Consider the following 24159-nt stretch of genomic DNA (forward strand, 5'->3'; position numbering starts at 1 on the left):
ACCCCGGATCGGCGAAGGGCGCAAAGATTCTGTCGCGTCTCTGTACGGAATCCGTCGAAATTCCGGGCGCCGGCGAATATCCGCGTAGCATCGTCGTGCATTCCGACCGACGCGTCCGAGAAAGCGATCGAACGAAGAGGTGCACGCGTGAGCCGAGTCGACAGCGAACAGGTGGACCGGGAACAGGTGCTCGCGTTCCGCGCGGCATGTCAGCATCTGACCGACGCGGATCCGGCGCCCGACCTGTGGGCCGCGGCGGCCGCCGCCGGGGCACAGAACACCCCGCCCGGCAACGGACCGCTCGCCCTGCTGGCCCGCTCCCCGGGACTGACCGCGGCCGAGGTGGACCGGGCGCTGGCCGAGGACAAGTCGCTGTTGCAGGCATGGACGGTGCGCCAGTCGCCGTATCTGTTCCCCACCCGCGACCTGCCGGTGTTCACCCGGCCGATGTTGCCGGAGGACGAGGAATCCTGGCGGGTGGCCGTCCAGGGCTTCGTGCCGATGCTCGACGGGACCCGGCGCTCGGCGGTGGAGGTCGTGGAGCTGACCCGGGCGGCGATCGAGGACGCCCTGGACGGACAGGTGTTGACCAAGCGCGAGCTGGGTGTGGCGCTGGGGAAGCGGATGCCCGACGAGTTCTCCGGATGGTTCGAGCCGGACACCTTCAGCAGCTTCACCGCCATCCTGGCCCGGGCCGTCTCGCTCACCGGCGTCTTCGTGATCGCGCCGCGTGCGGGCCGCGAGGCATCGTTCGTACGCACCGACCAGTGGCTGGGCAAGAAGCCGCCGCACCGGTCGGCGCCCGCCGCCCGCAAGGAGTTCGTCCGTCGATACCTGCGCGCGTACGGGCCCTCCACGCCCGAACACCTCGCGGAGTGGGCGGGCACCTCACAGGCCGTCGCGGCCAAGGCGTGGCAGGCGGCGGCGGACGAACTGCGCGAGGTGCGCTACGACGGGCGCACGACCTGGATCCACCGCGACGACCACAAGGCGCTCACCACGTCGCCCGAAGTGCGCGGGCTGCGCGTGCTGCCGGCGTACGACCCGTGGCTGCACCTGCGCGACCGCGTCACCGCCGTCCCCGACCGCAAGCTGCACAAGCAGGTGTGGAAGCACACCGGCAATCCCGGCGTGGTGCTGCGCGACGGCGAACTCGCGGCGCTGTGGCGCGGGCAGAAGAAGGGCAAGACACTGCGGCTGACCGTGGAGGCGGTACGCACGCTGCGCAAGGCGGACCGCGAGGGCATCGAGAAGCTCGCCGCCGACATCGCGCCGTTCCGGGGCTGCGCCAAGGCCGAGACGGAGTTCGCGGACTGAGCCGGCGGCCGGGCAGCCGAAGCCGAGCCGATCGCGCGCCGCGGGCGGCGGGCGCGGCCGACACCCGGGCATCGCGCGCCCGACGCGCCTGACGCGCCCGACGCCCGACGCGCCCGGGCCGTCGGTGACCGCGCGTCAGGTTCACCCGCCCGGTTGGCCTGTCGGCACCCGCGCGCGACACGCCCGGCCCGGTCCGTCGGCACCCGCGCGCCCGGGCCGTCGGCACCCGCGCCGATCGCGACAGATCCGGCAAAGATCTCGCGCGGTCGGGCGGGCGATGTTCGAGCATGTGGTGGCGTCCGACGTACCGCGCGCCCACCCGTCGGGCGAGGCGCGCCCGATCGCGAGGAGACCACCGTGCAGGCGCAGTCGCGACCACCGACCACGTCCCGCCGCCGCTCGTGGCTCGTGTCCACGGTCACCGTCCTGGCCGCCGTGGCGACCACGCTCGCCGTACCGTCCTCGGCCGTCGCCGCCCCCGGACCCAAGGTGCCGAAGCTGACCTGGACCGGGTGCGGCGGCGGCTTCGAGTGCGCGACCGCCACCGTGCCGATGCGACCGGGGGCGACGGCCGACACGCGGACCGCCGACCTGGCGCTGATCCGCATCCCGGCCCGGGACCGGGCGCACCGGATCGGCACGCTCTTCGTCAACGGAGGCCTCCAGGGCGGCAACGGCGTGGCGCTGCTGCGCACCCGCACGGCTCCCTTCGCGGCCCTCGCGGACCGGTTCGACGTGGTCGGCTTCGATCAGCGCGGCCAGTCGAACAGTTCGCCGAGCGCGCACTGCATGACCTACGAGCAGGAGCGGGAGATCGAGGAACCGCTGCCCGCCTACCCCACGCTCGCCGACCGCCCGGCCAAACTCGCCGAGGCCAAGGCGTTGACCACCGCGTGCGGCCGCAACACCGACCCGACCCTGTTGCGCACGATGAGCACCGCCGACTCGGCCGCCGACCTGGACCTGTTGCGCCGGGCGGTGGGCGACGATCGGCTCAACTACCTGGGCCAGTCGTACGGAACGGTGCTCGGACAGATCTACGCGGCGCGCTACCCGCACCGGGTCGGCTCGATGGTGTTGGACGGGACGATCGACGGCCGCGGCTACGTGTCGGATCCGCTGCGCTTCGACCGGGAGCAGCTCGTCGCGAGCGAGTTCGCGCTGAGCCGCTTCCTCGACTGGTGCCGGGCCACGCCCGCGCTGTGCTCGTTCGGCGCCGGCGACCCGGCGGCCGCCTTCGACGCCCTGGTGGCCAAGCTGGAGCGCAACCGACTCGCGTATCCGGGGCGGCACGACATTCTCACCGGCGGCCTGCTGCTCACCCAGGTCATCGGGGGACTGATCAACTCCGCCGACTGGCCGCGCTTCGCCGGCCTCCTGTCCGCGACGGCCGCCCAGGAGGTGCCCACGACCGAACCGCCCACCGGTCCGGACGACGTGACCGCCCAACAGCTCGCGAACTCCTGCCTGGACCGGGACATCCCCACCGATCTCCGGGCCCACGACCGGCACTTCACGGCGGCGGCCGCGGCATCGGCGCACTTCGGCCGGCTGTACGGCTACGGTGAACTCAAGTGCGCGCTGTGGCCGGTCCGGGCCGACCACCGATTCGAGGGGCCGTGGCGCTACACCGGCCGTGACCGGGCGCTGGTGATCGGCGTCGAGGGCGACCCGCTCGCACCGCTCGCCTGGGCCCGCAACGTCACCGAAACCATGGGCCGGGCCCGGCTGTTGAGCGTCAAGGGCGACGGGCACACCGCGTTCGGTCGGGGCAGCGCATGCGTCGACGGCGCGATCACGGCCTACCTTGTGTCCGGACGGCTGCCCGGCCGGGGCGCGAGCTGCACGTTGCCCGGGCCGTCCACGCCGCCTGCGCCGCCCGCCGGCGCGGCCTCCTGAGCGCGGGGGGGGGGGGGGGGGGGGGGGGGGGGGGGGGGGGGGGCGGCCCGCCCCCCCCCCCCCCCCCCCCCCCCGCCCCCCCCCCCCCCCGCCGGGGGGCGGGGGCGCCGGCGGCGCCGCCCCCCCCCCCCCCCCCCCGACCCGTGGACCCCGCCCGACACCCCCGTGGAGCCCGTCGACCTCGCGGACCGAAACAGCGTGTCGACCCCGAGGACTCGATGCCCCGACGTCACGACACCCCGACGTCACGACACCCCGACGTCACGACATCTCAACGCCACGACATCCCAACGCCACGACATCCCGAGCAGACACCGGAGCGGGTAGCCGATGAAGCAGGAATCACCCCCGGTACCACCACTGTTCAGCCCGGCCTTCCTGGCCGACCCCTACCCCACCTACGCGCATCTGCGGCGGACCACACCGGTGCACCGCATCGCGACGCCGCAGGGCTTCGACATGTGGCTGTTGACCCGGTACGAGGACGTGCGCGCCGCGCTGACCGACCCCGGGTTCAGCCGCGACCTGCACCTTGCCCCGCCGGAGGCGACCGCGCTCACCGGTGATCCGGACAGCGCGATGAACCGCAACCTGCTCACCCTCGACCCGCCCGACCACACCAGGGTGCGCAGGCTCGTGCAGAGCGCGTTCAGTACGCGCCGGGTCAATCCGCTGGCCGATCGGGTCGAGACCATCGTCGGGGGACTGCTCGACGCGGCCCCGCGCACGCGGCCGTTCGACCTGATCACGGCCGTGGCGCATCCGCTGCCGATCACCATCATCTGCGAGTTGCTCGGGGTGCCGGCGACCGAGCGCGACGACTTCCGCGCCTGGACGGACGGCATGGTCTCCAGCGCCCGTCCGGACTCGCAGCGGCTGCTGCGGCAGGCCCAGGAGGACCTGCTGGCGTACTTCCTCGACCTGATCCGGCGCAAGCGGGCCCGGCCGGGCGCCGACCTGCTCAGCGCCCTGGTCGAGGCCCGGGACGGCGGCGAGCGGCTGTCCGAGGCGGAACTGGTCGGCATGGCCTTCATGTTGCTGGTGGCCGGACACGAGACCACGGTGAACCTCATCGCGACCGGCATCAAGCTCCTGCTGACCCACCCGGGTGAGCACGCCCGACTGACGGCCGATCCCGCGCTGTTGCCGGCGGCGATCGACGAGATCCTGCGCTACGACGGGCCGGCCGGGATCGCGTTCATGGTGGCCCGTCGGGAGGTCGAACTGCCCGGCGGCGTGGTGCCGGCCGGGGCGGTCACCGCGGCGCTGTGGCACGCCGCGAATCGGGACCCGGAGCGTTTCCCGGATCCCGACACCTTCCGCATCGACCGGACCGAACGTTCGCATCTGGGCTTCGGCCACGGCATCCACCGCTGCATCGGCGCGCCGCTGGCCACGATGGAGGCCCGCCTTGCGCTGGGCGCCATCCTCGGCCGGTTCCCCCGGATGCGGTTGGCCGTACCCGCCGCCGAACTGCGCTGGCGGCCCGCGCCGTTCTTTCGCGGCCTGGTGGAACTACCGGTCGTAGCGGACCCCGACGCCGACTGAGTCGACCGGGCCGGGGGAGTGCAACGCGGCCCGTGCCTCCCACAGCTCGGGAAAGGGTGCCGCGAGGCGCCGGGCCAGGAAGTCGGCGCCGGTGGTGCGGCCCGTGCCCGGTCGGGCACCGATCTGCCGCACCACGACCTCGACGTGCGCCAACTGGCAGCGCCGCACCGCCTGGGCCAGATCGACCAGACCCTCGGCCAGCAGATACGGCAGACCCGAATGCGGCGCCCGCCGGTAGACCTCGGCCACGGTCAGATCCCGCTCGGCCAGGGCGGTCAGGAAGCCGCGGAACAGCTCGCTGTCCGCGCCGTACAGGCCCAACGCGCGGTAGAGCGCGCGAAACTGCCCGGACTGGGCCCCGCTGGCCCGGCCGAGCGCGCCGCGGAAGCGAGCGAAGGAGGAGACGGTCAGCCGCTCCAGGACGGTGAAGTGTTCGGCGATCATGGCCAGTACGTGCGTCGTGCGGCGGACCTGCTCCAGGCACAGTTCCAGGTCGCGTGGCCGGGAGCGGACCGCGTCGGTGGCCAGCCCCAGGTCCAGGAGTGCCTGCTTGAGCCACAACTCGCAACTTTGGTGGGTCACGATGAAGAAGTGCTCGGCGGCGTACGTGGATCGGTCGCTCTCCGCCGTGGTCGGCGCCTGCGCGGTCAGCACCGTCGCCAGGCGCAGGTACCCGTCGTAGGTCGGCTCGGCGGCGTCGGCGGCACTCTCGTGCGCGGCCGACGTGCGGGCCGCGGAGCCGTTCACGCCCGGCCGCCGCATGCCGCGGCCAGCACCCGTTCGACGCCCGCCGCCAGCAGGTCGCCGTCGCCGCAGAAGGCGATCCGCAACAGCCCGTGCGATCGGGGCGAGTGCCCGATGTCGGTCACCCGGCACTGCGCGTCGACGGTGGGCCGCAGTGCGAAGCCCCGACCGGGCGCGACCGCGGTACCGTGCTCGGCGAGCAGTTCGGCCGCGAACACCTCGGCGTCCAGGCCCACCGAGGCCACGTCGAGCAGCGCGTACCACCCGCCCGGCGGTACCCGACCGAGCAGGCCCGCCGCCACCAGGCCCGGCAGCGCCCGATCCCGGTTCGCGCGTACCGTCTCGCGGTTGCGCGCCGCCGCCTGCGGCACGCCCAGCGCGGCAAGGGCGGCGTACTGCACGGGAGTCGGCGGGGCCACGATGCTGGCCTCCTGGACCACACGCAGCGCGCTCGCCGCCTCGGCGTGCGGGACGGCGATGTAGCCGAGCCGGTAGCCGGTCATCGCGTAACTCTTGGAGAAGCTGAACGCCGAGTGCACCAGCCGTTCCCGCTCCGGCACATCACGCTCCAGCGAGGCCATGGACACGTGCTCGCCCTCGAATACGAAGTGCTCGTACGCCTCGTCGCTGATGATCCGCCAGCCCCGCCGCCGGGCGATGTGCAACACGTCGCGCAGGAAGGGCTCGTCGAGCACCACGCCGGCGGGATTGGCCGGAGTGTTCACCAGGATCAGCCGGGTGTGCTCGCTGCCGGCGTCGGCCAGCGAGTCCGGATCGGGGCGGAAGTCGCGGTCCAGGGGGTAGAACCGCGGTCGCAGCCCGGCCAGCAGGGCCTGCTGGAGATGGATGGGCCAGTGGATCTCCGGCAGCAGGATCTCCGCGCCGGGCTCGGCCATCGACTGCATCAACGCCGCGAGCCCCTGGCACGACCCCGGTGCGACAAACACCCGGTCGGGGCCGGTGTCGTGGCCGTTCTCGCTCGCCAGCTTGGCGGCCAGCGCCTCGCGCAGCTCGATCATGCCCTCGGCCGAGGTGTACGCGGCGCGCCCCTCGCGGGCCGCCGCGCCCAGGGCCTCGATCGCCTCGATCGGCGGCCCGAACGCCGGTTCGCCCACGTGCAGTCGGATCGGGGCCCGACGGTGGACCAGTTCCCACGCCTGGGCGGACCGGAACACGTCGTGCAGACACGACGGCGGGATGGACGCCGCGCGGGAGACGGCCGGATGCGCGGCGCTCATCTCGAAGGTCGACATGATGGCTCTCTTTCCGCCGGTACGGCTGTGGCTACGGCGATGCGGACGAGTGCGCCGGGCACGCCCCCACGGGTCGCGCCGACGGGAGCGGGCTCGGGACCGGAGCGGTTCGCGGCCGGCTCGGGAACCGGGGCGCGCTCGGGATCGGGTCAGGACCTCGGCCGGGGCGCGAACTCGTAGAGGTAGAAGCTCTGCAGGTCCGCCGGCCGGGCGCCGATGACGTTCGTCGACAGCGGCCGGAATCCGTTGAGTTCGAGGTCGCGGCGCACGATCAGCGGCGAGAGCTTGTGCTCCTCGTCGAAGGAGGTGGTCAGGTCGTCGCGGGTGATCTGCAACTCGGCCAGCACCACGGTCCAGTTGTCCTTGGCCATCGCGTAGTCGATGACGAACTTGTACCAGTGCCACAGCGCGCGGCGGCGCTTGGCTTCGAGGTCGCGCGACCACTGCGGGACGACGCCTTGGGTGCGGTAGGCGTCCACCTCGCGCTGCGTGGTCAGCACCAGGCCGTCGGCCAGATGGATCACCTCGGCGGTGGTCACCCGGGCCGCGTCGGTGTCGTCGCAGTATTCCGGGCAGAACTCGTCGCCGATGATCAGCACGCCGTCGTCCACGAGCAGGCTGCGCACATGGTCGAGGTAGGTGTTCGGCAGATGGTGGTGCGAGCCCCAGGAGATGATCACGTCCAGCGGCTCGCGCCACTCCTGGAACGGCCGGTCGAAGACCTCGCCGCCGGGGATGTCCTCGAGCCGCGAGCGGGCCTGGGCGATCAACCGGGGCTCGATCTCGTTGGCGATCACGCGGTGTCCCGGAAGGTGGTGGGCCAGCATCGCGGAGACCACGCCGGAACCGGAGCCGACGTCCATCACCGTCAGCGGGCGGCCCAGGGTCCGGGCGCGCCGGGCGACCAGGTCCACGATCATGTGGTCGCCGTCGGTGATGTCGGGGTGACCGTGGCGCATCGTGTCGCCGATGTCGATGTCGGCGAACTCGGGTCGTCCGTAGACGGTCGTGGTGTCTTCGGTGGTGGTCACGGTCGGTCCTCCTGCGCTGTCGATGAGGTGCGGTCCGTGGTGCGGATGGCTTTCGGGTGTCCGGGTGTCTCGGTGTCTCGGTGTCTGTGCCGGTTTCGAAGGTTCGGGTGTTCGGGTGCGGAGCGCGCGGTACCGCGCGCCGCGTGCCGGGCGCCGGTCGAGCTGCGCGGGCCGGCGGCCCTGGCCTACGCGGTACGGCCGCCGTCGACCGGCAACAGGACGCCGGTGACCCAGGCGGATCTCTCGGCGTCCAGGAGCGCGCACACCCAGTGCGCGACCTCGTCCGGAGTGCCGAAGCGCCCCATGGGTGTGCCGGCCAGCAGACCCGCGCGCAGGGCCGTGGTCGCGGGTCCGTCCAGGCCGAGATCGTCGTACATCGGGGTCTCCACCGGCCCGGGCAGCACCGCGTTCACCCGTACGTCGGGTGCCAGCTCCACGGCCAGCGAACGGGTCAGGCTGTTCAGCGCGGCCTTGCTCGCGCCGTACAGGGAGCGCCCCGGCATGGCCAGGGCGCCCCCCACCGAGGAGACGTTGACCACGCTGCCGCGGTGTTCGCGCAGCGCGGGCAGGCAGGCCCGGATCAGGGCGACCGGGCCGCGCACATGGGTGTCGAGCATGGCGTCCAGATCCTCACTCGCGGCACTCTCCAACGGCGCGAACCGGGCCACGCCGGCGTTGTTGACCAGACCGTCGATCCGGCCCAGCCGATCGATCGCCGCGCCGACGAGGGCATCCGCGCCGCCGTCGGCGCGCACGTCCCAGGGCAGTACGGCCACGCGAGCCCGCTCGCCGCCGGCCTGCCGGACCAGTGCCGCGGTCTCCTCCAGTGCCTCGACGCGCCGGCCCACGAGGGCGACCGACGCCCCGGCACACGCGGCCTGCACGGCGACCGCGGCGCCGATACCGGAGCCGGCACCCGTGACGAGAACCGCCTTGCCCGCGAGCGCCTTCGAGATTTCCCACGCGGCCGAATCCACAGTGTCCATCCACGGTGTCGTAGGTGTCATGGGTGTCGTTGGAGGTCTTTGGAGGCGTATCCACTCCACCTGTACACAGTGCCGTCATGTTTACCGGTGAAATGCCGTGGCGCCATGATTCTTTCCCGGATGTTTCCCGCCGCGCGGAAGCTTCTCCCCGACTGCCTCGACCGCCTTCCGATCATGTCTCGACCACCTCCCGACCACTTCCCGACTACCTTCCGAATTCCTTCGTGGGCATTGACCGGCCACCGCATCGGGGTGATTGTCGAAAAGCCATTCCTTTGGCTGTTCGGCGAGGCGGAGCGGAGCGGAAGGCGATGACGACGACGAATACGACGGCGTGCGAAACGCATACGATCGAGCGCGAGTCGGTCGTACTGCACGAGCTGGTCGAGGATCAGGCGTTGCGCGACCCCCACGCGACGGCGGTCGTCTCGATCGAGGGCGACACCCTCAGCTACGGCGAACTCCTGGCTCGCGCCCGCGACCTGACGACCCGTCTGCGTGCCGCCGGGGTGGGGCACGAGGATCGGGTCGCGGTGACCGTGCCGCGCTCGCCCACGGCGATCGTGGCCTTCCTGGGCGTGCTGGCCGCGGGCGCGGCCTATGTACCGATCGATCCGGACTTCCCCCTGGAGCGACAGCGGTTCATGGTCCGGGACTGCCGGGTGGCCGCGGTGGTCGCCGAGCGCGGCGGTATCCCCGACTTCGTGGACGACGGTGTTCCGGTGTTGTTCGCGGACGCCGAGGCCGTCGCCGACCCCGCCGGCGAGGATCCGCTCGCGGATCTCGCGGCCGGCCGAGTACGTCCCGACCAGGCCGCATACGTGATCTACACCTCGGGCTCCACCGGCACGCCCAAGGGTGTCGTGGTCGAACACGCCGCCGTGGTCTCGCTCGTCCTGGACGACGAACGCATCGCGGTGCAGCCCGGCCAGTCGGTCGCCCAGTACGCGCCGATGGCCTTCGACGCCTCGACGTTCGAGATCTGGGCCGCACTGTGCCGCGGCGGCCGGGTGGAGATCCTGCGAGGCGGCCCCGTCGCGGTCGAGGACCTGTCCGCCGAGCTCGCCAAGCGGCGCCCGGACTGGTTGTTCCTGACCACCGGCCTGTTCCACGTCCTGGCCGACCACGCGCCGCACGCGCTGGAACCGGTGGGCACGCTGATCACCGGGGGCGACGTACTGTCCCCGCAGCACGTGCGAACGGCCGCCGCCGTTCCCGGACTTCGGGTCCTGGCAGCCTACGGCCCCACGGAGACCACCACGTTCGCGTCGCTGCACGCGATCGATCCGGACGACACGACCTGCGATCGGGTGCCGATCGGCACGCCGTTGCGCGGCCGCACGATGTACGTCCTGGACGAGGACCTGCGCGAGGTCGCGCCCGGCGAGAGCGGCGAGCTGTATCTCGGCGGGGCCGGGGTCGCCCGGGGCTACCTGCGGCGTTCCGCACTGACCGCCGAACGTTTCCTGCCCGACCCCTTCGCGACCGACCGGGCGAGCCGGATGTATCGCACCGGCGACCTGGCCCGGCGCCGCGCGGACGGCGCGTTCGAATTCCACGGCCGGACCGACCGCCAGGTCAAGATCCGCGGTTTCCGGATCGAACCGGGCGAGATCGAGGCCGTGCTCAACGCCCGCCCCGAGGTGGCCGAGGCCGTGGTCGCCGTGTTCGGCACCGAGGCGGACGGCAAGCGGCTGGTCGGCTATGCGGTCCCGGCCGGCGACGCCCGGGTGACGGCCTCCACGATGCGCACCTGGCTGCGCGAGCGGCTGCCCGCGCACATGGTGCCCGGCACGTGTCTGGTCCTGGACGAGATGCCGCACGACCCCAACGGCAAGCCGGACCGCGCCGCGTTGACCGCCCCGTGGTCCAGCCGCGACCGGCTGGGCGAACTGCCCGACTACCGGGCGCCGCAGAGCGAGGCCGAGTCGCTGATGGCCGACGTCTGGGCCGAGGTGCTCGGCCTGGACCGGGTCGGCGTCGACGACAACTTCTACGAGCTCGGCGGCGACTCCATCCTCAGCGTGGACACCATCGAGCGGCTGCGCCTGCTGGGGATCCACTGCTCGGCCGGGGCGTTCTTCCGGCACCAGACGATCGCGGAACTGGCCGAGGCGACCGGCGGCGAGCGAAACGGCGCAAGCTGATGGAGATCACCGCACCGCCGGCCGGCCAGCACGTACGCTACGACGACGTCGACGTCACCGACCCCGGCGTCTACGAGGAGTGCCAACACGCCAGGTGGCGGGCGATGCGAGCGGACACGGCGGTCACCAGACACACCGCCCCCGCCACGGGGGACGTCTTCTGGGGCTTCCCCCGGTATGCCGAATGCGACCGCATCGTCAAGGACCACCGGGTCTTCGGCTCCGAGGACGGCACGATCCTTGCCTCCGTCGGCGTCGGGGACAGCGCCGGCGGCCGGACCATCACGCTGATGGACCCGCCGCGGCACGGCGACATCCGCCGGCCCACCATGCGCACCCTCGGGCACTCGGTCGTGCGCAAGCGCGCCGCCGGGATCCGCGAGCGGGTCCGCACCCTGGCGCAACCCTGCCTGGACGGCGGCGAACACGACTTCGCGAAGCTGATGCGACTGCTGCCGATGGTGGTGATCGGCGAACTGATGGGCATCCCCGACCGGTACTGGGAGACCATCGCCCACTACACCACCGCCAGCATCGCCCCCGACGATCCCGAATACGTCAGCGGCGAGAGCACCCACCAGACGCTGCGCCGCGCCCACCACGAACTCTTCGCCTGCTTCACCGAGATCATCGACGCGAAACGGGCCCATCCGGGCGAGGACCTGATCAGCGCGCTGATCACGCTGGAGACCGAGGGCGCCCCGCTGGACGACCTGCGGGTGGCGCTGAACTGCTACAGCTTCCTGCTCGGCGCCAACTCGACCACGCCGCACGTGGCTTCGCACACCCTGCTCGCGCTGGCCGAACGCCCGCACCTGTGGGACGACGCACTGGCCGATCCGAGCAGCACCACGCTGCTGGTGGAGGAGGGGGCGCGCTGGACGACGCCCACGAACCACCTGGTGCGGCGGGTCCGGGAGGACACCGAGGTGGCCGGAACCACGCTGCGCAAGGGCGATTGGGTGTGCGCGTGGGTGGCCTCGGCGAACCGGGACGAAAGCGTGTTCCCCGACCCCTACACCTTCGATCCGACCCGATCCCCCAACCCGCACCTGGCCTTCGGCGGCGGACCGCACTACTGCATCGGCGCACCGTCGAGCCGGATGGCGCTCGGCATGCTCTTCGACGAACTCGGCAGCGCGCTGGAAGGTGTCGAACCGGCCGGGCCGATCACGCACTTGCGGTCCAACTGGATCAACGGGATCACCTCCATGCCGATGCGATTCCACCGCCGCCGGAGCAGCCGGTGAACGAGCGAGCGATGGGCGCGCAGGCAGCGAACGGGCATTCGGCGAACGGCCGGACGGCGCACGAGCAGGCAGCGGACGGGCGGCCGGCGAACGGGCACGCCGCGTCCCACCGGACGGAGATCGTCGGCGACGCGGTGGCCGCCCTCGAGATGCCCCGCCTGGTCAGGCTCGAACACAACCTCTACGCCGCCTGCTTCACCGTGATGAAGCTGCTCCCGGCCCGGTACATCCTGGACACCGCCGCCCGCCGCGGCGAACTGCGCCCGGGCATGACCGTGGTGGAGACCAGTTCGGGCACCTTCGGACTGGGCCTGGCCATGGTGACCGCACTGCGCGGATACCCGCTGATCCTGGTCAGCGACCCGGTCCTGGACGCACCGCTACAGGCCAGGCTGGAATCCCTGGGCGCCCGCGTGGAGATCGTCACGGAACCGGCGGCCGTCGGTGGCCACCAACGCGCACGCCTGGACCGGCTCGACGCGATCCGCAAGGAGTGCGAACCCGCGTTCGTGCCCTCCCAATACGACAACCCGCTCAACCCCGCCGCCTACGCGGGGGTCGCCGATCTGGTCCGGCAGCGGATCGGCCGGGTGGACACCCTGGTGGGTTGCGTCGGCTCCGGCGGCTCGATGTGCGGCACCGCGTACGAGCTGCGCCGGCACCGGCCGCAGACCCGCGCGGTGGCCGTGGACACCCACCACAGCGTGCTGTTCGGGCTGCCCGACGGTCCCAGGACACTGCGCGGGCTCGGCAACAGCCTGATGCCGGCCAACGTCGCCCACGACACCTTCGACGACGTGCACTGGCTGGGCGCCGCGGAGGCGTTCGGGGCCACCGACCGGCTGCACCGCGAACACGCCCTGTTCATGGGCCCGACCAGCGGCGCGGCCTTCCTGGTGGCCCGGTGGGAGGCCCGACGCCACCCCGACCGCACCGTGTTGGCCTTGTTCGCGGACGAGGGCCATCGCTACCAGTCCACCTCGGGCGACCCGAAGTGGCTGCGCGAACACGGGCTCCATCTGCCCGTGTTGCCCTCCGAACCGCACCCCGTCACCGACCCCGCCCAGGTGCGCGGCCACTGGGACCACATGGTGTGGAACCGCCGCCCCGCACCCGGCGCCGCGCGTCGCGGCCCGGACGCGGCCCGGCCCGCCCCCGATTCCGCCCCCCGGCCCGCGGACGAGCGGACGCGCGTCCGATGACCGCGACCCTGGTCCTGGTGGAGAGCAACACCACCGGCAACGGACGGGCCCTGGTGCGGGCGGCCCGTCGCGAGGGCCTGCGGCCGGTGCTGCTGTGCGCCCGCCCGGACCGCTACGACTACGTCCGCGCGGACGGCGTCCCCGCCGTGGTCACCGACACCGGCTCCGGGGATGCGCTGCTGGCCGCCGTGCGGCGGCTCCGCGGACCGGTGGTGGGCGTGACGAGCACCTCCGACCACTACATCGAGCCGGCCGCCGGCCTCGCCGAACGACTCGGCCTGCCCGGACCCGACCCGCACGCCGTCGCGATGTGCCGGGACAAGGGCCGACAGCGCAGCGCCCTGACCGCGGCCGGGGTGGCCGTACCGAGGAGCGTCACCGTCACCGACCTCTCGCACGTCGAGGCGGCCCGGCACCGGCTGGGCACGGGACCGTTCCTGGTCAAACCGGTCACCGGAAGCGGCAGCGTGGGCGTACGCCTGTGCGCCGACGCGGACGAGGCACGCCGGCACGCGGGCCCGCTCCTGGCCGAGGCGGTCAACGAGCGCGGACTCGCCGTGCCGACCGGGGTGCTGCTCCAGGAGTACGTGCCCGGCCCGGAGTTCTCCGTCGAGTTGCTCGGCGGCCGGGTCGTGGGCGTCACCGCCAAGCACCTGGGCGCGCTGCCGTGCTTCGTGGAGACCGGACACGACTTCCCGGCCGCCGCCGACCCCGGCCTGCTCGCCGCACTGCGGGCCGGGGCCGTGGCGGCCGTCACCGCCCTGGGGCTGGCCGGCTGCCCGGCCCACGTCGAACTGCGGGTGGGTCCGGCCGGACCGGTCGTGATCGAGGTCAACCCCCGCCTCGCGGGCGGCCACATCCCCGAACTCGTGTTCGCGGCCCGCGGCGTGGACCTGATCGACGGCCTCCTGGCCGCGGCCCTGGGCCGCCCGGTGCCGCCGCGCCCGGCGGGAGTCGCGGGCGCGGCGGCCGTACGCTTCCTCCTCGCACCCGCGCACGGCGTCCTGGCCGGCGTCGACGGGACCGCGGACGCGGCTCGGCTGCCCGGCGTGCGACGGGTCGAGGTCGGCGTGGCGGTGGGCACCCCGATGACGCGACACGGCGACTTCCGCGACCGGATCGGGGCGGTCCTGACCACCGCACCCGACACGGCGACCGCCGCGGCCGCGGCAGACCGGGCGCTGCGCACCCTCACGGTGCGCACGACGGCGAACGGGAGCCCGCGGTGACCGGGGAACGGGTGCGGGGCGCATCGGCGCCGACGGCGGAGCAGGCGGCTCCCCTCGACCCGGCCGACGCCGACCGGGTGCACACCGGTGGGCGCGTCCCGCTGCACCCGCGGGTCCGGGCGCTGACCCAACAGCCGGGCGTGGAAGCGGCGTTCGCCGGCGATCTCGCGCTGACCACGCAGATCGACCGAGCCCATGTGGTGATGCTCGCCGAGCGCGGCATCCTGCCGACGACCGCCGCCGCCCGGCTGCTCGGCGCCGTGGACGCGCTGCGCGCCGAGAACTTCGCGTCGCTGCGCGGCCGCCCGGCCCCGCGCGGCTGGTACCTGATGTACGAACTGTTCCTGACCGAACGGCTGGGTCCCGACGTCGGCGGCCAACTGCAACTGGGCCGCTCCCGCAACGATCTCACCGCCACCCTCCGGCAACTCAAACTGCGCGGACCGTATCTGGACCTGCTGTGGGAGGCGCTGCGCCTGCTCGGCACGCTCACCCGTACCGCCCGCCGGTACGCCCGCACCGTGATGCCCGCGTTCACCCACCACCAACCCGCCGTGCCGATCACCTACGGCCACTACCTCGGCGGCGTCGCGGTGGCGTTGGCGGCCGACATCGAGGCGCTGGCCCGGGTGGCCGAGGACCTCGATCGCAGTCCGCTGGGCGCGGGCGGGGTGGGCGGCACCACGGTGCCCATCGACGCGGGCCGCACCGCCGCGCTGCTCGGCTTCGCCGGGGCGCGCGCCAACTCGGTCGAGGCGGTCGCCTCGCGGGACGCCGGGTTGCGGCTGACGGCCGCGGGCGCCGTGTTGGGGGTGCTGCTCGGCCGGGTGGCCACCGACCTCTCGGCGTGGACCGGCCCGGACAGCGGGCTGTTGACCGTGCCCGACAACCTGACCAGCGGAAGCTCGATGATGCCGCAAAAGCGCAACGTCTTCGTCCTGGAACACGTCGCGGGCAAGGCGGCGGCCCCCCTGGGCGCCTTCGTCACGGCGGCGACGGCGATGCACAAGACACCGTTCAGCAACGCCATCGCGGTACACACCGAGGGCATGCGTCCGATCGAGGACGCGGTGCGGCAACTCGCACAGGCCGCAGAGCTGTTGCGCCTGGTGGTGGCGGCCGCGCAGCCGGACGTCGAGCGGATGACGGCGTGCGCCGAGGCGGGCTGCACGGCGGCGACCGAGGCCGCGAATCGGCTCGCCCTCGACACCGGCCTCGGCTTCCGGGCCGCGCACGCCGCGGTCGCGGGCGCGGTGCGCGAATCGCTGGCCGAGGGCGGGGAGCCGCTGGCCGACGTGCTGGCCCGACTGCCCGAGGCGGGTGGCCGGACCGACCTGACGGCGTCGGCACGCACCGTCGCCGAGACCGCTGAGTACGGCGGGGGACCGGGACCGCGGGCACTGGACCACTGTCTGCGCACGACCCGGCGCCGATTGGCCGAACAACTCGGCCTGCTGCGCGTGTTGCGGCAGCGCTGGAACGGCTACGAACCCGGCCTGGACGCCGCGGTGGCCGCGGTGCGGCGCGCGGGCGGCGAAGGGGGCGCCGCCGGGAGCGGCGACCGCCGGGCGGCCGACGGGGGACATACCGACCGGGCCGGCGGGCGCGATCCCGCCGACGCATCGACCGCCCGGGCCGCTGCGGATGGGAGGACCACGTGACGACCAAGCAACGCCGGGGCCCGTGGGTGACGTTGCCCCAACCGCGTCCCGACGCCGAGGTTCGGCTGTACTGCCTGCCCTACGCGGGCGCGGGCGCGTCCGCCTTCCGCGACTGGCCCGGGGCGCTCGCCGCGCTCGGGTCCTACGAGGTCGCCCCGATCCAGTACCCGGGACGGGAGAACCGGCTGCGCGAGCACCCGTTCATCGACGTCGACGCGATGGCCGCCGAGGTCGCCGCGAGCATCGATCGGCCGTACGCGGTCTTCGGCCACAGCATCGGCGGCCGACTCGCGTTCGAGCTGTGCCGCCGGTTGCGCGCCCTGGGCTGCCCCGACCCGCTTCGGCTGTTCGCGTCCGGCTGCCCGGCGCCGCAGCACCCACCCGCGGCGATCCGCGACTCGGACCTGCCCGACGACGAGTTCATCGCCCGCGTGGACGGCATGGGCGGACTCCCGGCCGAAGTGCTGGCCGATCCCGAACTGCGCGAACTGGTCGTCCCGGTGCTGCGCTCTGATTTCACCATGGTCGACGACTACGACTACACGCCGCAGCCCCCGCTGGCGTACCCGATCAGCGCCTTCGTGGGCGACGCCGATCCGGAGGCCGACCCGGACACCGCGGCCGGCTGGGGCGAGCAGACCGCTGCCCGCTTCGCGCTGCACGTACTGCCCGGCGACCACTTCTTCCTGCACAGCGCCCGCCGCGCCCTGCTGGCCACGCTGGTCGCCGACCTGGCCGGCGCGACCGCCGCCGCCGGTTCCCCCTGACCCGCCCGCATCCGTCGACGCCGCCGACGGCGCCGATGCTCTGGAAAGGACCGTGGAGCCATGTCGGACGCAATCGCCGTCGAGGCGCTGCACAAGAGATACGGCGACGTGCAGGCCCTGGACGGCCTCGACCTCACTGTCGAACAGGGCTCGGTCCTGGGCCTGTTGGGGCCCAACGGAGCCGGCAAGACGACCGTCGTGCGGATCCTCGCCACACTGCTGCGCCCGGACTCCGGATCGGTGCGGGTGTGTGGCATCGACGTGTTGCGCGAGCCCGAACGGGTACGGCCCCTGATCGGTCTCACCGGCCAGTACGCGGCGGTCGACGAGAAGCTGACCGGCTTCGAGAACCTGCGCATGCTCGCCCGGCTCGCTCGGCGCGGCCGGGCCGAATCCCGCGACCGGGCCGACGAACTGCTCGCGGAATTCGGCCTCGCCGACGCCGCCGGGCGCCTGGTCCGCACCTACTCGGGCGGCATGCGCCGCCGGCTCGACCTCGCGGCCGGCCTGATCGCCCGCCCGGAGGTGATCTTCCTGGACGAGCCGACCACGGGCCTCGATCCCAGGAGCAGGACGGCGATCTGGAAGGTGGTCGCCGACCTCTCCGCCGCCGGCACCACCGTGCTGCTGACCACGCAATACCTGGAGGAGGCGGATCGCCTCGCCGACGCGGTCGTGGTCGTGGACCACGGCACGGTGATCGACCGGGGCACCCCGGAGGAACTGAAGGACCGGGTGGGCGGCGAGCGGCTGGAGATCCGGTTGGACGACGCCGGCCAGTACGAGCGGGCCGAGCAGGCGATCCGGGGGGTCGTCCGGGACAGTCCGTGCAACCACGACGGCGAGGGGCGGATCACCGTGGCGGTCGCCGGCGGGGCGCTGCTGATGCCCGAGCTGATGCGCGAGTTGCACGCGGCGCAGGTGATCGTCGTGGACACCGCGGTGCGCCGCCCGACCCTGGAGGACGCCTTCCTCGCGCTGACCGAGCGTCGCGCGAGCCCGTCCTCCGACGCCGACCCGACGCCGGCACCCCCGGAAGCCGAACACGTCACCGCGGTGACGGCCGGAAGGACGGACCAACGATGAGCGGCATCTCGACGGAAAAGACCGCGAAGACCGAGAAATTCGCGAAGTCCGGGAAGTCCGGGAAGACCGCGGACACCGCGCAGACGACGAAGGCGTCTGCGATGGCCCCGGCGGGATCCGGCGCGAGCGAGCGCGACGGCGGCGGCGGGATCGGCTGGTGGTTCTCCGACGCCGGGGAGATGGCGCTGCGCAACCTCAAGCACCTGCGGCGCACGCCGGACCTGATGATGTACGCGCTCATCCAACCGGTGATGTTCATCCTGCTGTTCCGCTACGTGCTCGGTGGGGCGATCGACGTGCCGGGCGGCGACTACGGGCAGTTCCTGCTGCCGGGCATCTTCGTGCAGATGGTGCTGTTCGGCTCGGTCGCGGGCACCGCCGTCGGAGTCGCCGACGACATGAGCAAGGGCATCATGGACCGGTTCCGGTCGATGCCGGTGAGCCGATCGGCCGTCCTGGCCGGCCGCACGTTCTCCGAACTGGCCCGCACCCTCGTGGCGGTCGTGGTGATGGTCGTGGTCGGGCTCCTGGTCGGATTCCGTTTCGACGGCGATCCGCTGCCGATGGCGGGCGCGTTCCTGCTGCTGTTCGCCTTCGGCTACGCGTTCTCCTGGCTCGCCGCGCTGATCGGCATGGCCGTCAGCGGGCCCGAAGCCGCCCAGGCCGGGGGCACCGCATGGCTGTTCCCCTTCACGTTCGTCAGTTCGGTCTTCGTTCCCGTCTCCTCGATGCCGGGGTGGCTCCGGCCCTACGCCGAGCACAGCCCGGTGACGGTGGTGGTGGACACCCTGCGGGCCTGGCTGGGCGGCACCGACGCGGGTTCGGCCGGCTGGCAGTCCCTGGCCTGGACGCTGGGTATCGCCACGATCTGCGCCCCACTCGCCGTCGCCCGCTACCGCAACAAGTGAGAACGGCCGGCACAGCTCGTCCGGATCACGATGCGCCGAGTGGTGGCGCCATGTCGGGGTGCCCGGGCTTGAAATGGCGCATGTATTGCGCCACAATGGCGTCACCAGGGCAACCGTCAAGGAAGTCGCCGGTTACGAAGGGCAGTCGGTGGATGCGTGACCGGAACAGGTAATCTCCACCTGGAGCGGCACGATCGCGCTTCCCGTACCGTCGATCGGCGCGGCAGACGGGACCGGCAGCGCCACATTGCCCGGGTGTGCCGAACCGACCGGACCGATACCTCACCCGTCCCACCTTGGGGGACGCCCGCCGCAATGACGAGAAGGGACAGCCGTGCCTGTTTTCGATACTCCCGAGCCGATCTCCGTCACGCTCGACATCCATGTCGGCGACGTGCAGATCACCGCCGAAGACCGGACCGACACCGTCGTCGAGGTACGACCGACCGACGAGAGTGACGCCTCCGACGTGAAGGCCGCCGAGCAGACGAGTGTCGAATACGCCGACGGCGTACTGGTGATCAAGGCAGCCAAGCCCACGGTGCCGGCGATGAACTTCTCCCGGAAGTCCCGTTCGGTGGATGTGTCGATCACCCTGCCTGCCGGCTCGCACGTGCGCGGCGAAGCGGCCCTGGGAGACCTGCGCGGTTCCGGGCGCCTCGGTGATTGCACGTTCAAGACGTCCACCGCGCATGTTCGACTCGACCACGTCGGTTCGTTGCGCCTGGACACGGCAGGCCACATCACTGTGCGCCGAGTCGACGGCGACACCGAGGTCAAGACCTCCACCGGGCGCATTCGCATCGGCGAGATCGGCGGTGCGGTCAAGGCCAAGAACTCCAACGGCCACACCGAGATCGGCAGGGTCACCGGCGACGTCCATGTCCGCGCCGCCAACGGCGACATCACCGTCGAGCACGCGTCGGGTCTCGAAACCGACGCCAAGACCTCCAACGGCAGCATTCGCGTGGGGGAAGTGACCCGCGGCACGGTCGTGCTCAAGACGGCGTGCGGTGACCTGGAGGTCGGCATCGGCGCGGACCGGCCGGCGAAGCTGGATCTGAGCACCGGATACGGGCGCGTGCACAACACGCTGAAGCCCACGGACAAGTCGTCCGAGGAATCGGTCGAGGTACGGGCGCAGTCCTCCTACGGCGACATCACCATCCACCGCGCCTGACGCACGGCTCCGCGCACCCCGAGACGACTACTGCACCCAGCCGTTGAACTGCTGCTTGCCGCGATGCGATCGCCTGCTGTTGGCCAGTGCCGCGGCGGAGGCTCGGACCATCCACGTGTTGACCGAGACGCCCTGCCTGGACGCCGCCTTCTCGATCTCTTCCTTCATCTCCTGCGGAGGTCGGAAGTTGATCCTGGCCGTGGCGCCGCTGCGGCCGCCGCCCGGCGATCCGGTCAACCAGTCGCTCGCCGCGTCACCGGTCTCGTCCGCGGCATCGCCGGCGGGGCTGCTGTCGTCACCCGTGGGCGGAGTCACCACGAAACTGGGGTCCATCCCGCGCAGCCGCAGGTCCACCGAGCCGGGTGCCAGCTCCCGGGTGATCTCGTCGGCCGCGGCCGACAGAACCTTGAGCAACGTGAGTCGAACGGCCGATTCCAGCGGGGCGACGAGGCGCTCGGCAACAGCGCGGGCCTCGGCGTCTCCGGCCGCAGCGGCTGTCACCAACTCGTCGCGCAGCGCGTCGACGTACTCCCGTAGTTCCATGGATTTATCATGGCACACCGATTGCGCCGCATGGCGCCTGGTCGGCCCGGCACGAGTGTGACCACCTCCGCCCAAGGAATATGTGGTGTTCTCATCGCCCGATGGCGGTTGTCCGTATCTCGACGGCGCGCCGTACGCGGGTGGATTCGACCCACCTGTCGCCATCGGGATCAACCTGGCGCCATCGGCACGCCACGGGAGTCACTGCCGCCGCGCACCGCGGCGGTGACCCGGAACGGGCTCGGGGCCGGTATCTCTCGCGAGATACCGGCCCCGAGCCCGTTCGAACACCCCAGGGCCGACAGGATTCGAACCCGGCGGGGCGCCCGGACGCCGACACGGCGGATTTCGGTCACGGCAACCGGGTCATGAGCTCGGCCGTCTCCCGCTGGAGGCTGCACGCGCGCCTGCTGAACGACTGCTGCACCCGCTCGCGGACCTCGGCCGGTTGCTCCTGGCTGAGTTTGAACATGCCTTCCGCGCCCGTGACGGTGACCCGGAAGGCGCCCACACCGGGGACGATCTTCCGGAAGTACTCGACCGACTCGGTCTGGTCCCAGCCGGCGCCGAACTCCGACTCGAAGGTCAGCGCGGTGGCCCGCACCACGCCCAGCGTCTCCTCCAGCGAGTCGATCCTCTCCACGACACCGCGTACGTGTACCGAGGTGAAGTTCCACGTCGGAGCGGCGGGCGTCACCTCGTACACGCTGGGCGACACATAGCCGTGCGGGCCGGTGAAGGTCAGCAGCAGGACGGTTCCCGTCTCCAGCGCTTTCCAGTGCGGATTCGCCCGGTTCATGTGCCCGAGCAGGGTGGCACCCGAAAGGTCGTCGGACCACGACCCCGTCATCTGCGGATCGGGTATGACGGGCAGGTGGGTCGCGAACGGGCCCGCGCTGGGGTCGCCGTTCATGACCGCAAGGGCCAACGGATTGGCGCGGATCAGGTCCACCATCCACGAACTGTCCGGTTCACGATAGTGGCGGGGAACGAACATTCGGAATTCACACCCTTTTGTGAGCTGGCTCGCGGTATGGCTCCGACTCGCCGACGCTACTACCGATGCATCGAGCACTTGCGGCAATTCGGAGCCGGGAGGCAAGGCTGTCCCGTCGACAGGACGGCGGCCATGGGTACGCGGTGCGCCGGGATCCTTGAAAGGTGGCTCCCGGTCCCTCTAGCTTGGCATTACTGCGTTCCCGAGAGTAATACTCGAAACGCCGCTCCCGGGTGACCGGTCGAGATATTCGAGACCATCGACCGCGCACCTGTGGTGAGTTGACCGTGTTCCCGATTCGGGCCTCTGGGTTGCCGCAACCGACCCATTGAAAATGCGGAAGTCCCTGTCGCAGCGACGCTAGCGGGAGAATTTTCTATGGGTACGTTCGGACACGAGATCTACGACGTGGTCGGCATCGGATTCGGTCCGTCGAATCTGTCGCTCGCCATTGCCCTGGAAGAGCACCGGGCCAACGAGTCGGCCCGACCGGTGACCGCCGCGTTCTTCGAGCGGCAACCCGCTTTCGGATGGCACCGGAACATGCTCCTGCCGTCGACCACCATGCAGATCTCGTTCCTCAAGGATCTGGCCACGTTCCGCAACCCGGTGTCGCGGTTCGGCTTCATCTCGTATCTGCACGCCTCGGGGCGGCTGGCACAGTTCGTGAACGCCCAGGACTTCTTCCCCACCCGGCAGGAGTTCCACCAGTACCTCGAATGGGCCGAGTCGAGCGTCACCGACCGCGTCACCTACGGCTCGGCGGTCACCTCGATCCGGCCGCCGCAGGGCACCCCGGCGCGGGACGCCAAGCACTTGGAGATCGAGGTCGAAGACGTCGTCTCGGGCGCGACCCGACTGGTCAAGGCGCGCAACGTGACCGTCTCGACCGGCCTCGTGCCGCGCATGCCCCAGGGCATCGAGCGCGACGAACGCGTCTGGCACAGCTCGGAGTTCCTGGAGAAGTTCCACCGGATGGATGCCGCCGGGCTGGGCAGTGTGGCGGTCGTGGGCGCCGGTCAGAGCGCCGCCGAGATCACCCGGTTCCTGTACGACACCCTCCCGCACGCCCGGGTCTCGGCGATCCTGCCGGCCTACGGGTACTCCGTCGCCGACGACACCCCCTTCGCCAACCAGGTGTTCGATCCCGGGGCGGTCGACGAGTACTACTTCGGGACCGACCGGGCCCGGGAGGCGTTCTGGCGCTATCACAGGAACACGAACTACTCGGTGGTCGACGACGAGGTCATCAGGGACCTGTACCGGCGCTCGTACGAGGAGGAGGTGCGCGGCGGTCGGCGCCTGTACTTCCGCAACCTCACCCGGGTCGACCAGGTCAAACGCTCCGGGGACGAGACCCGGGTGTTCCTGCGCTCGCTGCTGGACGACGGAGTGCGCGAACTCGACGTCGACGCCCTGGTCTTCGCCACCGGCTACGACTCCCCGGAGCCCTCCGGCCTGCTCGGCGACCTCGACCGGTACTGCCTGCGCGACGAGGCCGGGCGACACCGGGTGGGGCGCGACTACCGCCTGGTCACCAGCCCCGAACTGTCCTGCGGCATCTACCTGCAAGGCGGCACCGAGCACACCCACGGACTGACGTCCTCACTGCTGTCCAACATCGCGATCCGCAGCGGCGAGATCGCCGACTCCGTCATCCGGCGTCGCGTCGAGCACGAACTCGAACTCGAACGCAAGGCAGCCCTGGAGGTCGCGCGGGAGACCCGCTGACCGCAGGCCCCACCCGCCGGACCGCCGGCCCGACGGCACTGCCGGCGGGCCGGCGGCATGTCCGCGACGAAGACGACCTGTCGGGGCCGAGGGGTGCGCGACGCACGACGAGGAAAAAGGTGGGCCCGGTGCCGCTTTCGGCACCGGGCCCACCCCGGGTCGTCCGGATCGCTCCCCGAAGCGCGACTAGCCCGCCGCCATCGCCTCGCGCAGGCTCTTCGGCCGCAGATCGGTCCAGTTCTGCTCGACGAAGTCCAGGCACTGTTGGCGACCGTCCTCACCGAAAACGACCCGCCAGCCGGCGGGGACCTCGGCGAACGAGGGCCAGAGGGAATGCTGCTCCTCGTCGTTCACCAGGACGTAGAACCGGCCGTCCGCGTCGTCGAACGGATTGCTGCTCATGGGCCACTCCAATTCGGGCTGCTTGCCGCGTGGTTCATTTCGGGCAGCGTATCGCCATTCTCCGGCCGGTGGGGAGCGGCCGGGGCCATCGAACGGAAGATCCGCAGCTCCCGGTGAGCCCGTTCCCGTGCTGCGTCGTCGAGAATTCCTTCCGCTGTGGAAGTGGCTGCCGAGGGGAGCGATGATCCCGTCGTCCCGTTGACAGGACAGCCCCACCCTGGCTGGATGGATTCCGGCCTATCGACCGAGTGTGTTCGAAAGCGCGTCGGATTCCGCGG

The 24159-nt window shown here is 71.9% G+C and carries 20 protein-coding genes; 13 read left to right on the forward strand and 7 right to left on the reverse strand.

Annotated elements, in window-relative coordinates:
- Nucleotides 1–147: 147 nt before the first annotated feature.
- The 3 genes from ACIBM5_RS00310 (at nucleotide 148) to ACIBM5_RS00320 (ending at nucleotide 4764) form a co-directional block, all read left to right on the forward strand.
- Entirely contained in the window at nucleotides 148–1317 is a 1170-nt protein-coding gene (locus ACIBM5_RS00310) for a winged helix DNA-binding domain-containing protein (RefSeq protein WP_396004627.1), read from the forward strand.
- Between the two features lie 357 nt (nucleotides 1318–1674).
- Nucleotides 1675–3216 (forward strand): alpha/beta hydrolase, encoded by a 1542-nt coding sequence (locus tag ACIBM5_RS00315; protein ID WP_396004628.1) that lies wholly within the window; start codon nucleotides 1675–1677, stop codon nucleotides 3214–3216.
- 330 nt (nucleotides 3217–3546) lie between these two features.
- Nucleotides 3547–4764: a cytochrome P450 gene (locus tag ACIBM5_RS00320; RefSeq protein WP_396004629.1), complete on the forward strand. Its 1218-nt coding sequence runs from the start codon at nucleotides 3547–3549 to the stop codon at nucleotides 4762–4764.
- On the opposite strand, the gene ACIBM5_RS00325 is transcribed toward ACIBM5_RS00320, so the two are convergent.
- The 4 genes from ACIBM5_RS00325 to ACIBM5_RS00340 form a co-directional block, all read right to left on the reverse strand.
- Nucleotides 4732–5511 carry a tryptophan 2,3-dioxygenase family protein gene (locus tag ACIBM5_RS00325; protein WP_391581855.1) on the reverse strand — a complete coding sequence of 260 codons (780 nt, stop codon included), beginning with the start codon at nucleotides 5509–5511 and terminating at the stop codon, nucleotides 4732–4734. The two genes, ACIBM5_RS00320 and ACIBM5_RS00325, sit on opposite strands and share 33 nt — an antisense overlap.
- Nucleotides 5508–6761 carry a pyridoxal phosphate-dependent aminotransferase gene (locus ACIBM5_RS00330; protein ID WP_396004630.1) on the reverse strand — a complete coding sequence of 418 codons (1254 nt, stop codon included), beginning with the start codon at nucleotides 6759–6761 and terminating at the stop codon, nucleotides 5508–5510. Before ACIBM5_RS00330 ends, ACIBM5_RS00325 begins: the two co-directional genes overlap by 4 nt.
- 149 nt (nucleotides 6762–6910) lie before the next feature.
- The gene (locus ACIBM5_RS00335; protein ID WP_396004631.1) at nucleotides 6911–7792 is read right to left on the reverse strand and encodes a class I SAM-dependent methyltransferase; all 882 of its coding nucleotides are present in this window, start codon (nucleotides 7790–7792) and stop codon (nucleotides 6911–6913) included.
- 185 nt (nucleotides 7793–7977) lie between these two features.
- On the reverse strand, nucleotides 7978–8778 hold the full coding sequence (locus tag ACIBM5_RS00340; RefSeq protein ID WP_396004632.1) for an SDR family NAD(P)-dependent oxidoreductase: 801 nt from the start codon (nucleotides 8776–8778) through the stop codon (nucleotides 7978–7980).
- 311 nt (nucleotides 8779–9089) lie between these two features.
- Here ACIBM5_RS00340 and ACIBM5_RS00345 point away from each other — a divergent pair, with 311 nt between their 5' ends.
- The 9 genes from ACIBM5_RS00345 to ACIBM5_RS00385 all read left to right on the forward strand — a co-directional run bounded on the left by ACIBM5_RS00345 (nucleotide 9090) and on the right by ACIBM5_RS00385 (nucleotide 20208).
- A complete protein-coding gene (locus ACIBM5_RS00345; RefSeq protein ID WP_396004634.1) occupies nucleotides 9090–10925 on the forward strand; it encodes an amino acid adenylation domain-containing protein in 1836 nt (611 codons plus the stop codon).
- On the forward strand, nucleotides 10925–12175 hold the full coding sequence (locus ACIBM5_RS00350) for a cytochrome P450 (protein ID WP_396004635.1): 1251 nt from the start codon (nucleotides 10925–10927) through the stop codon (nucleotides 12173–12175). Before ACIBM5_RS00345 ends, ACIBM5_RS00350 begins: the two co-directional genes overlap by 1 nt.
- 11 nt (nucleotides 12176–12186) lie before the next feature.
- Entirely contained in the window at nucleotides 12187–13377 is a 1191-nt protein-coding gene (locus ACIBM5_RS00355) for a cysteine synthase family protein (RefSeq protein ID WP_396004636.1), read from the forward strand.
- Nucleotides 13374–14606: an ATP-grasp domain-containing protein gene (locus ACIBM5_RS00360; RefSeq protein ID WP_396004637.1), complete on the forward strand. Its 1233-nt coding sequence runs from the start codon at nucleotides 13374–13376 to the stop codon at nucleotides 14604–14606. Before ACIBM5_RS00355 ends, ACIBM5_RS00360 begins: the two co-directional genes overlap by 4 nt.
- Nucleotides 14603–16267: a lyase family protein gene (locus ACIBM5_RS00365; protein ID WP_396004638.1), complete on the forward strand. Its 1665-nt coding sequence runs from the start codon at nucleotides 14603–14605 to the stop codon at nucleotides 16265–16267. The genes ACIBM5_RS00360 and ACIBM5_RS00365 overlap by 4 nt, the downstream gene beginning before the upstream one ends.
- Complete coding sequence (locus ACIBM5_RS00370; protein WP_391581866.1) at nucleotides 16264–17034, forward strand: thioesterase II family protein; 771 nt, start codon at nucleotides 16264–16266, stop codon at nucleotides 17032–17034. The genes ACIBM5_RS00365 and ACIBM5_RS00370 overlap by 4 nt, the downstream gene beginning before the upstream one ends.
- 60 nt (nucleotides 17035–17094) lie before the next feature.
- Entirely contained in the window at nucleotides 17095–18120 is a 1026-nt protein-coding gene (locus ACIBM5_RS00375) for an ATP-binding cassette domain-containing protein (protein ID WP_396004639.1), read from the forward strand.
- Nucleotides 18117–19028, forward strand: coding sequence for an ABC transporter permease (locus ACIBM5_RS00380; RefSeq protein ID WP_396004640.1), 912 nt, complete (start codon nucleotides 18117–18119; stop codon nucleotides 19026–19028). The genes ACIBM5_RS00375 and ACIBM5_RS00380 overlap by 4 nt, the downstream gene beginning before the upstream one ends.
- A 334-nt stretch (nucleotides 19029–19362) precedes the next feature.
- The gene (locus tag ACIBM5_RS00385) at nucleotides 19363–20208 is read left to right on the forward strand and encodes a DUF4097 family beta strand repeat-containing protein (protein ID WP_396004641.1); all 846 of its coding nucleotides are present in this window, start codon (nucleotides 19363–19365) and stop codon (nucleotides 20206–20208) included.
- 27 nt (nucleotides 20209–20235) lie between these two features.
- Here the strand turns inward: ACIBM5_RS00385 and ACIBM5_RS00390 are convergent, their stop codons facing one another.
- Both ACIBM5_RS00390 and ACIBM5_RS00395 read right to left on the reverse strand, forming a co-directional pair.
- Nucleotides 20236–20751 (reverse strand): hypothetical protein, encoded by a 516-nt coding sequence (locus ACIBM5_RS00390; RefSeq protein ID WP_396004642.1) that lies wholly within the window; start codon nucleotides 20749–20751, stop codon nucleotides 20236–20238.
- Between the two features lie 352 nt (nucleotides 20752–21103).
- Complete coding sequence (locus ACIBM5_RS00395) at nucleotides 21104–21748, reverse strand: FMN-binding negative transcriptional regulator (RefSeq protein ID WP_396004643.1); 645 nt, start codon at nucleotides 21746–21748, stop codon at nucleotides 21104–21106.
- A gap of 378 nt (nucleotides 21749–22126) precedes the next feature.
- Here ACIBM5_RS00395 and ACIBM5_RS00400 point away from each other — a divergent pair, with 378 nt between their 5' ends.
- A complete protein-coding gene (locus ACIBM5_RS00400) occupies nucleotides 22127–23479 on the forward strand; it encodes a lysine N(6)-hydroxylase/L-ornithine N(5)-oxygenase family protein (RefSeq protein ID WP_396004645.1) in 1353 nt (450 codons plus the stop codon).
- Between the two features lie 186 nt (nucleotides 23480–23665).
- Here the strand turns inward: ACIBM5_RS00400 and ACIBM5_RS00405 are convergent, their stop codons facing one another.
- On the reverse strand, nucleotides 23666–23881 hold the full coding sequence (locus ACIBM5_RS00405; protein WP_020553678.1) for an MbtH family protein: 216 nt from the start codon (nucleotides 23879–23881) through the stop codon (nucleotides 23666–23668).
- Nucleotides 23882–24159 lie beyond the last annotated feature (278 nt).

The sequence above is a fragment of the Embleya sp. NPDC050493 genome, from assembly GCF_044458105.1.
Classification (GTDB): Bacteria; Actinomycetota; Actinomycetes; order Streptomycetales; family Streptomycetaceae; genus Embleya.

Coding starts and splice junctions, on each gene's coding strand:
- ACIBM5_RS00320 (WP_396004629.1), top strand. CDS start 3,547: ATGAAGCAGGAATCACCCCCGGTACCACCACTGTTCAGCCCGGCCTTC.
- ACIBM5_RS00330 (WP_396004630.1), bottom strand. CDS start 6,761: ATGTCGACCTTCGAGATGAGCGCCGCGCATCCGGCCGTCTCCCGCGCG.
- ACIBM5_RS00340 (WP_396004632.1), bottom strand. CDS start 8,778: ATGGACACTGTGGATTCGGCCGCGTGGGAAATCTCGAAGGCGCTCGCG.
- ACIBM5_RS00345 (WP_396004634.1), top strand. CDS start 9,090: ATGACGACGACGAATACGACGGCGTGCGAAACGCATACGATCGAGCGC.
- ACIBM5_RS00350 (WP_396004635.1), top strand. CDS start 10,925: ATGGAGATCACCGCACCGCCGGCCGGCCAGCACGTACGCTACGACGAC.
- ACIBM5_RS00355 (WP_396004636.1), top strand. CDS start 12,187: ATGGGCGCGCAGGCAGCGAACGGGCATTCGGCGAACGGCCGGACGGCG.
- ACIBM5_RS00360 (WP_396004637.1), top strand. CDS start 13,374: ATGACCGCGACCCTGGTCCTGGTGGAGAGCAACACCACCGGCAACGGA.
- ACIBM5_RS00375 (WP_396004639.1), top strand. CDS start 17,095: ATGTCGGACGCAATCGCCGTCGAGGCGCTGCACAAGAGATACGGCGAC.
- ACIBM5_RS00380 (WP_396004640.1), top strand. CDS start 18,117: ATGAGCGGCATCTCGACGGAAAAGACCGCGAAGACCGAGAAATTCGCG.
- ACIBM5_RS00390 (WP_396004642.1), bottom strand. CDS start 20,751: ATGGAACTACGGGAGTACGTCGACGCGCTGCGCGACGAGTTGGTGACA.
- ACIBM5_RS00395 (WP_396004643.1), bottom strand. CDS start 21,748: ATGTTCGTTCCCCGCCACTATCGTGAACCGGACAGTTCGTGGATGGTG.
- ACIBM5_RS00400 (WP_396004645.1), top strand. CDS start 22,127: ATGGGTACGTTCGGACACGAGATCTACGACGTGGTCGGCATCGGATTC.
- ACIBM5_RS00405 (WP_020553678.1), bottom strand. CDS start 23,881: ATGAGCAGCAATCCGTTCGACGACGCGGACGGCCGGTTCTACGTCCTG.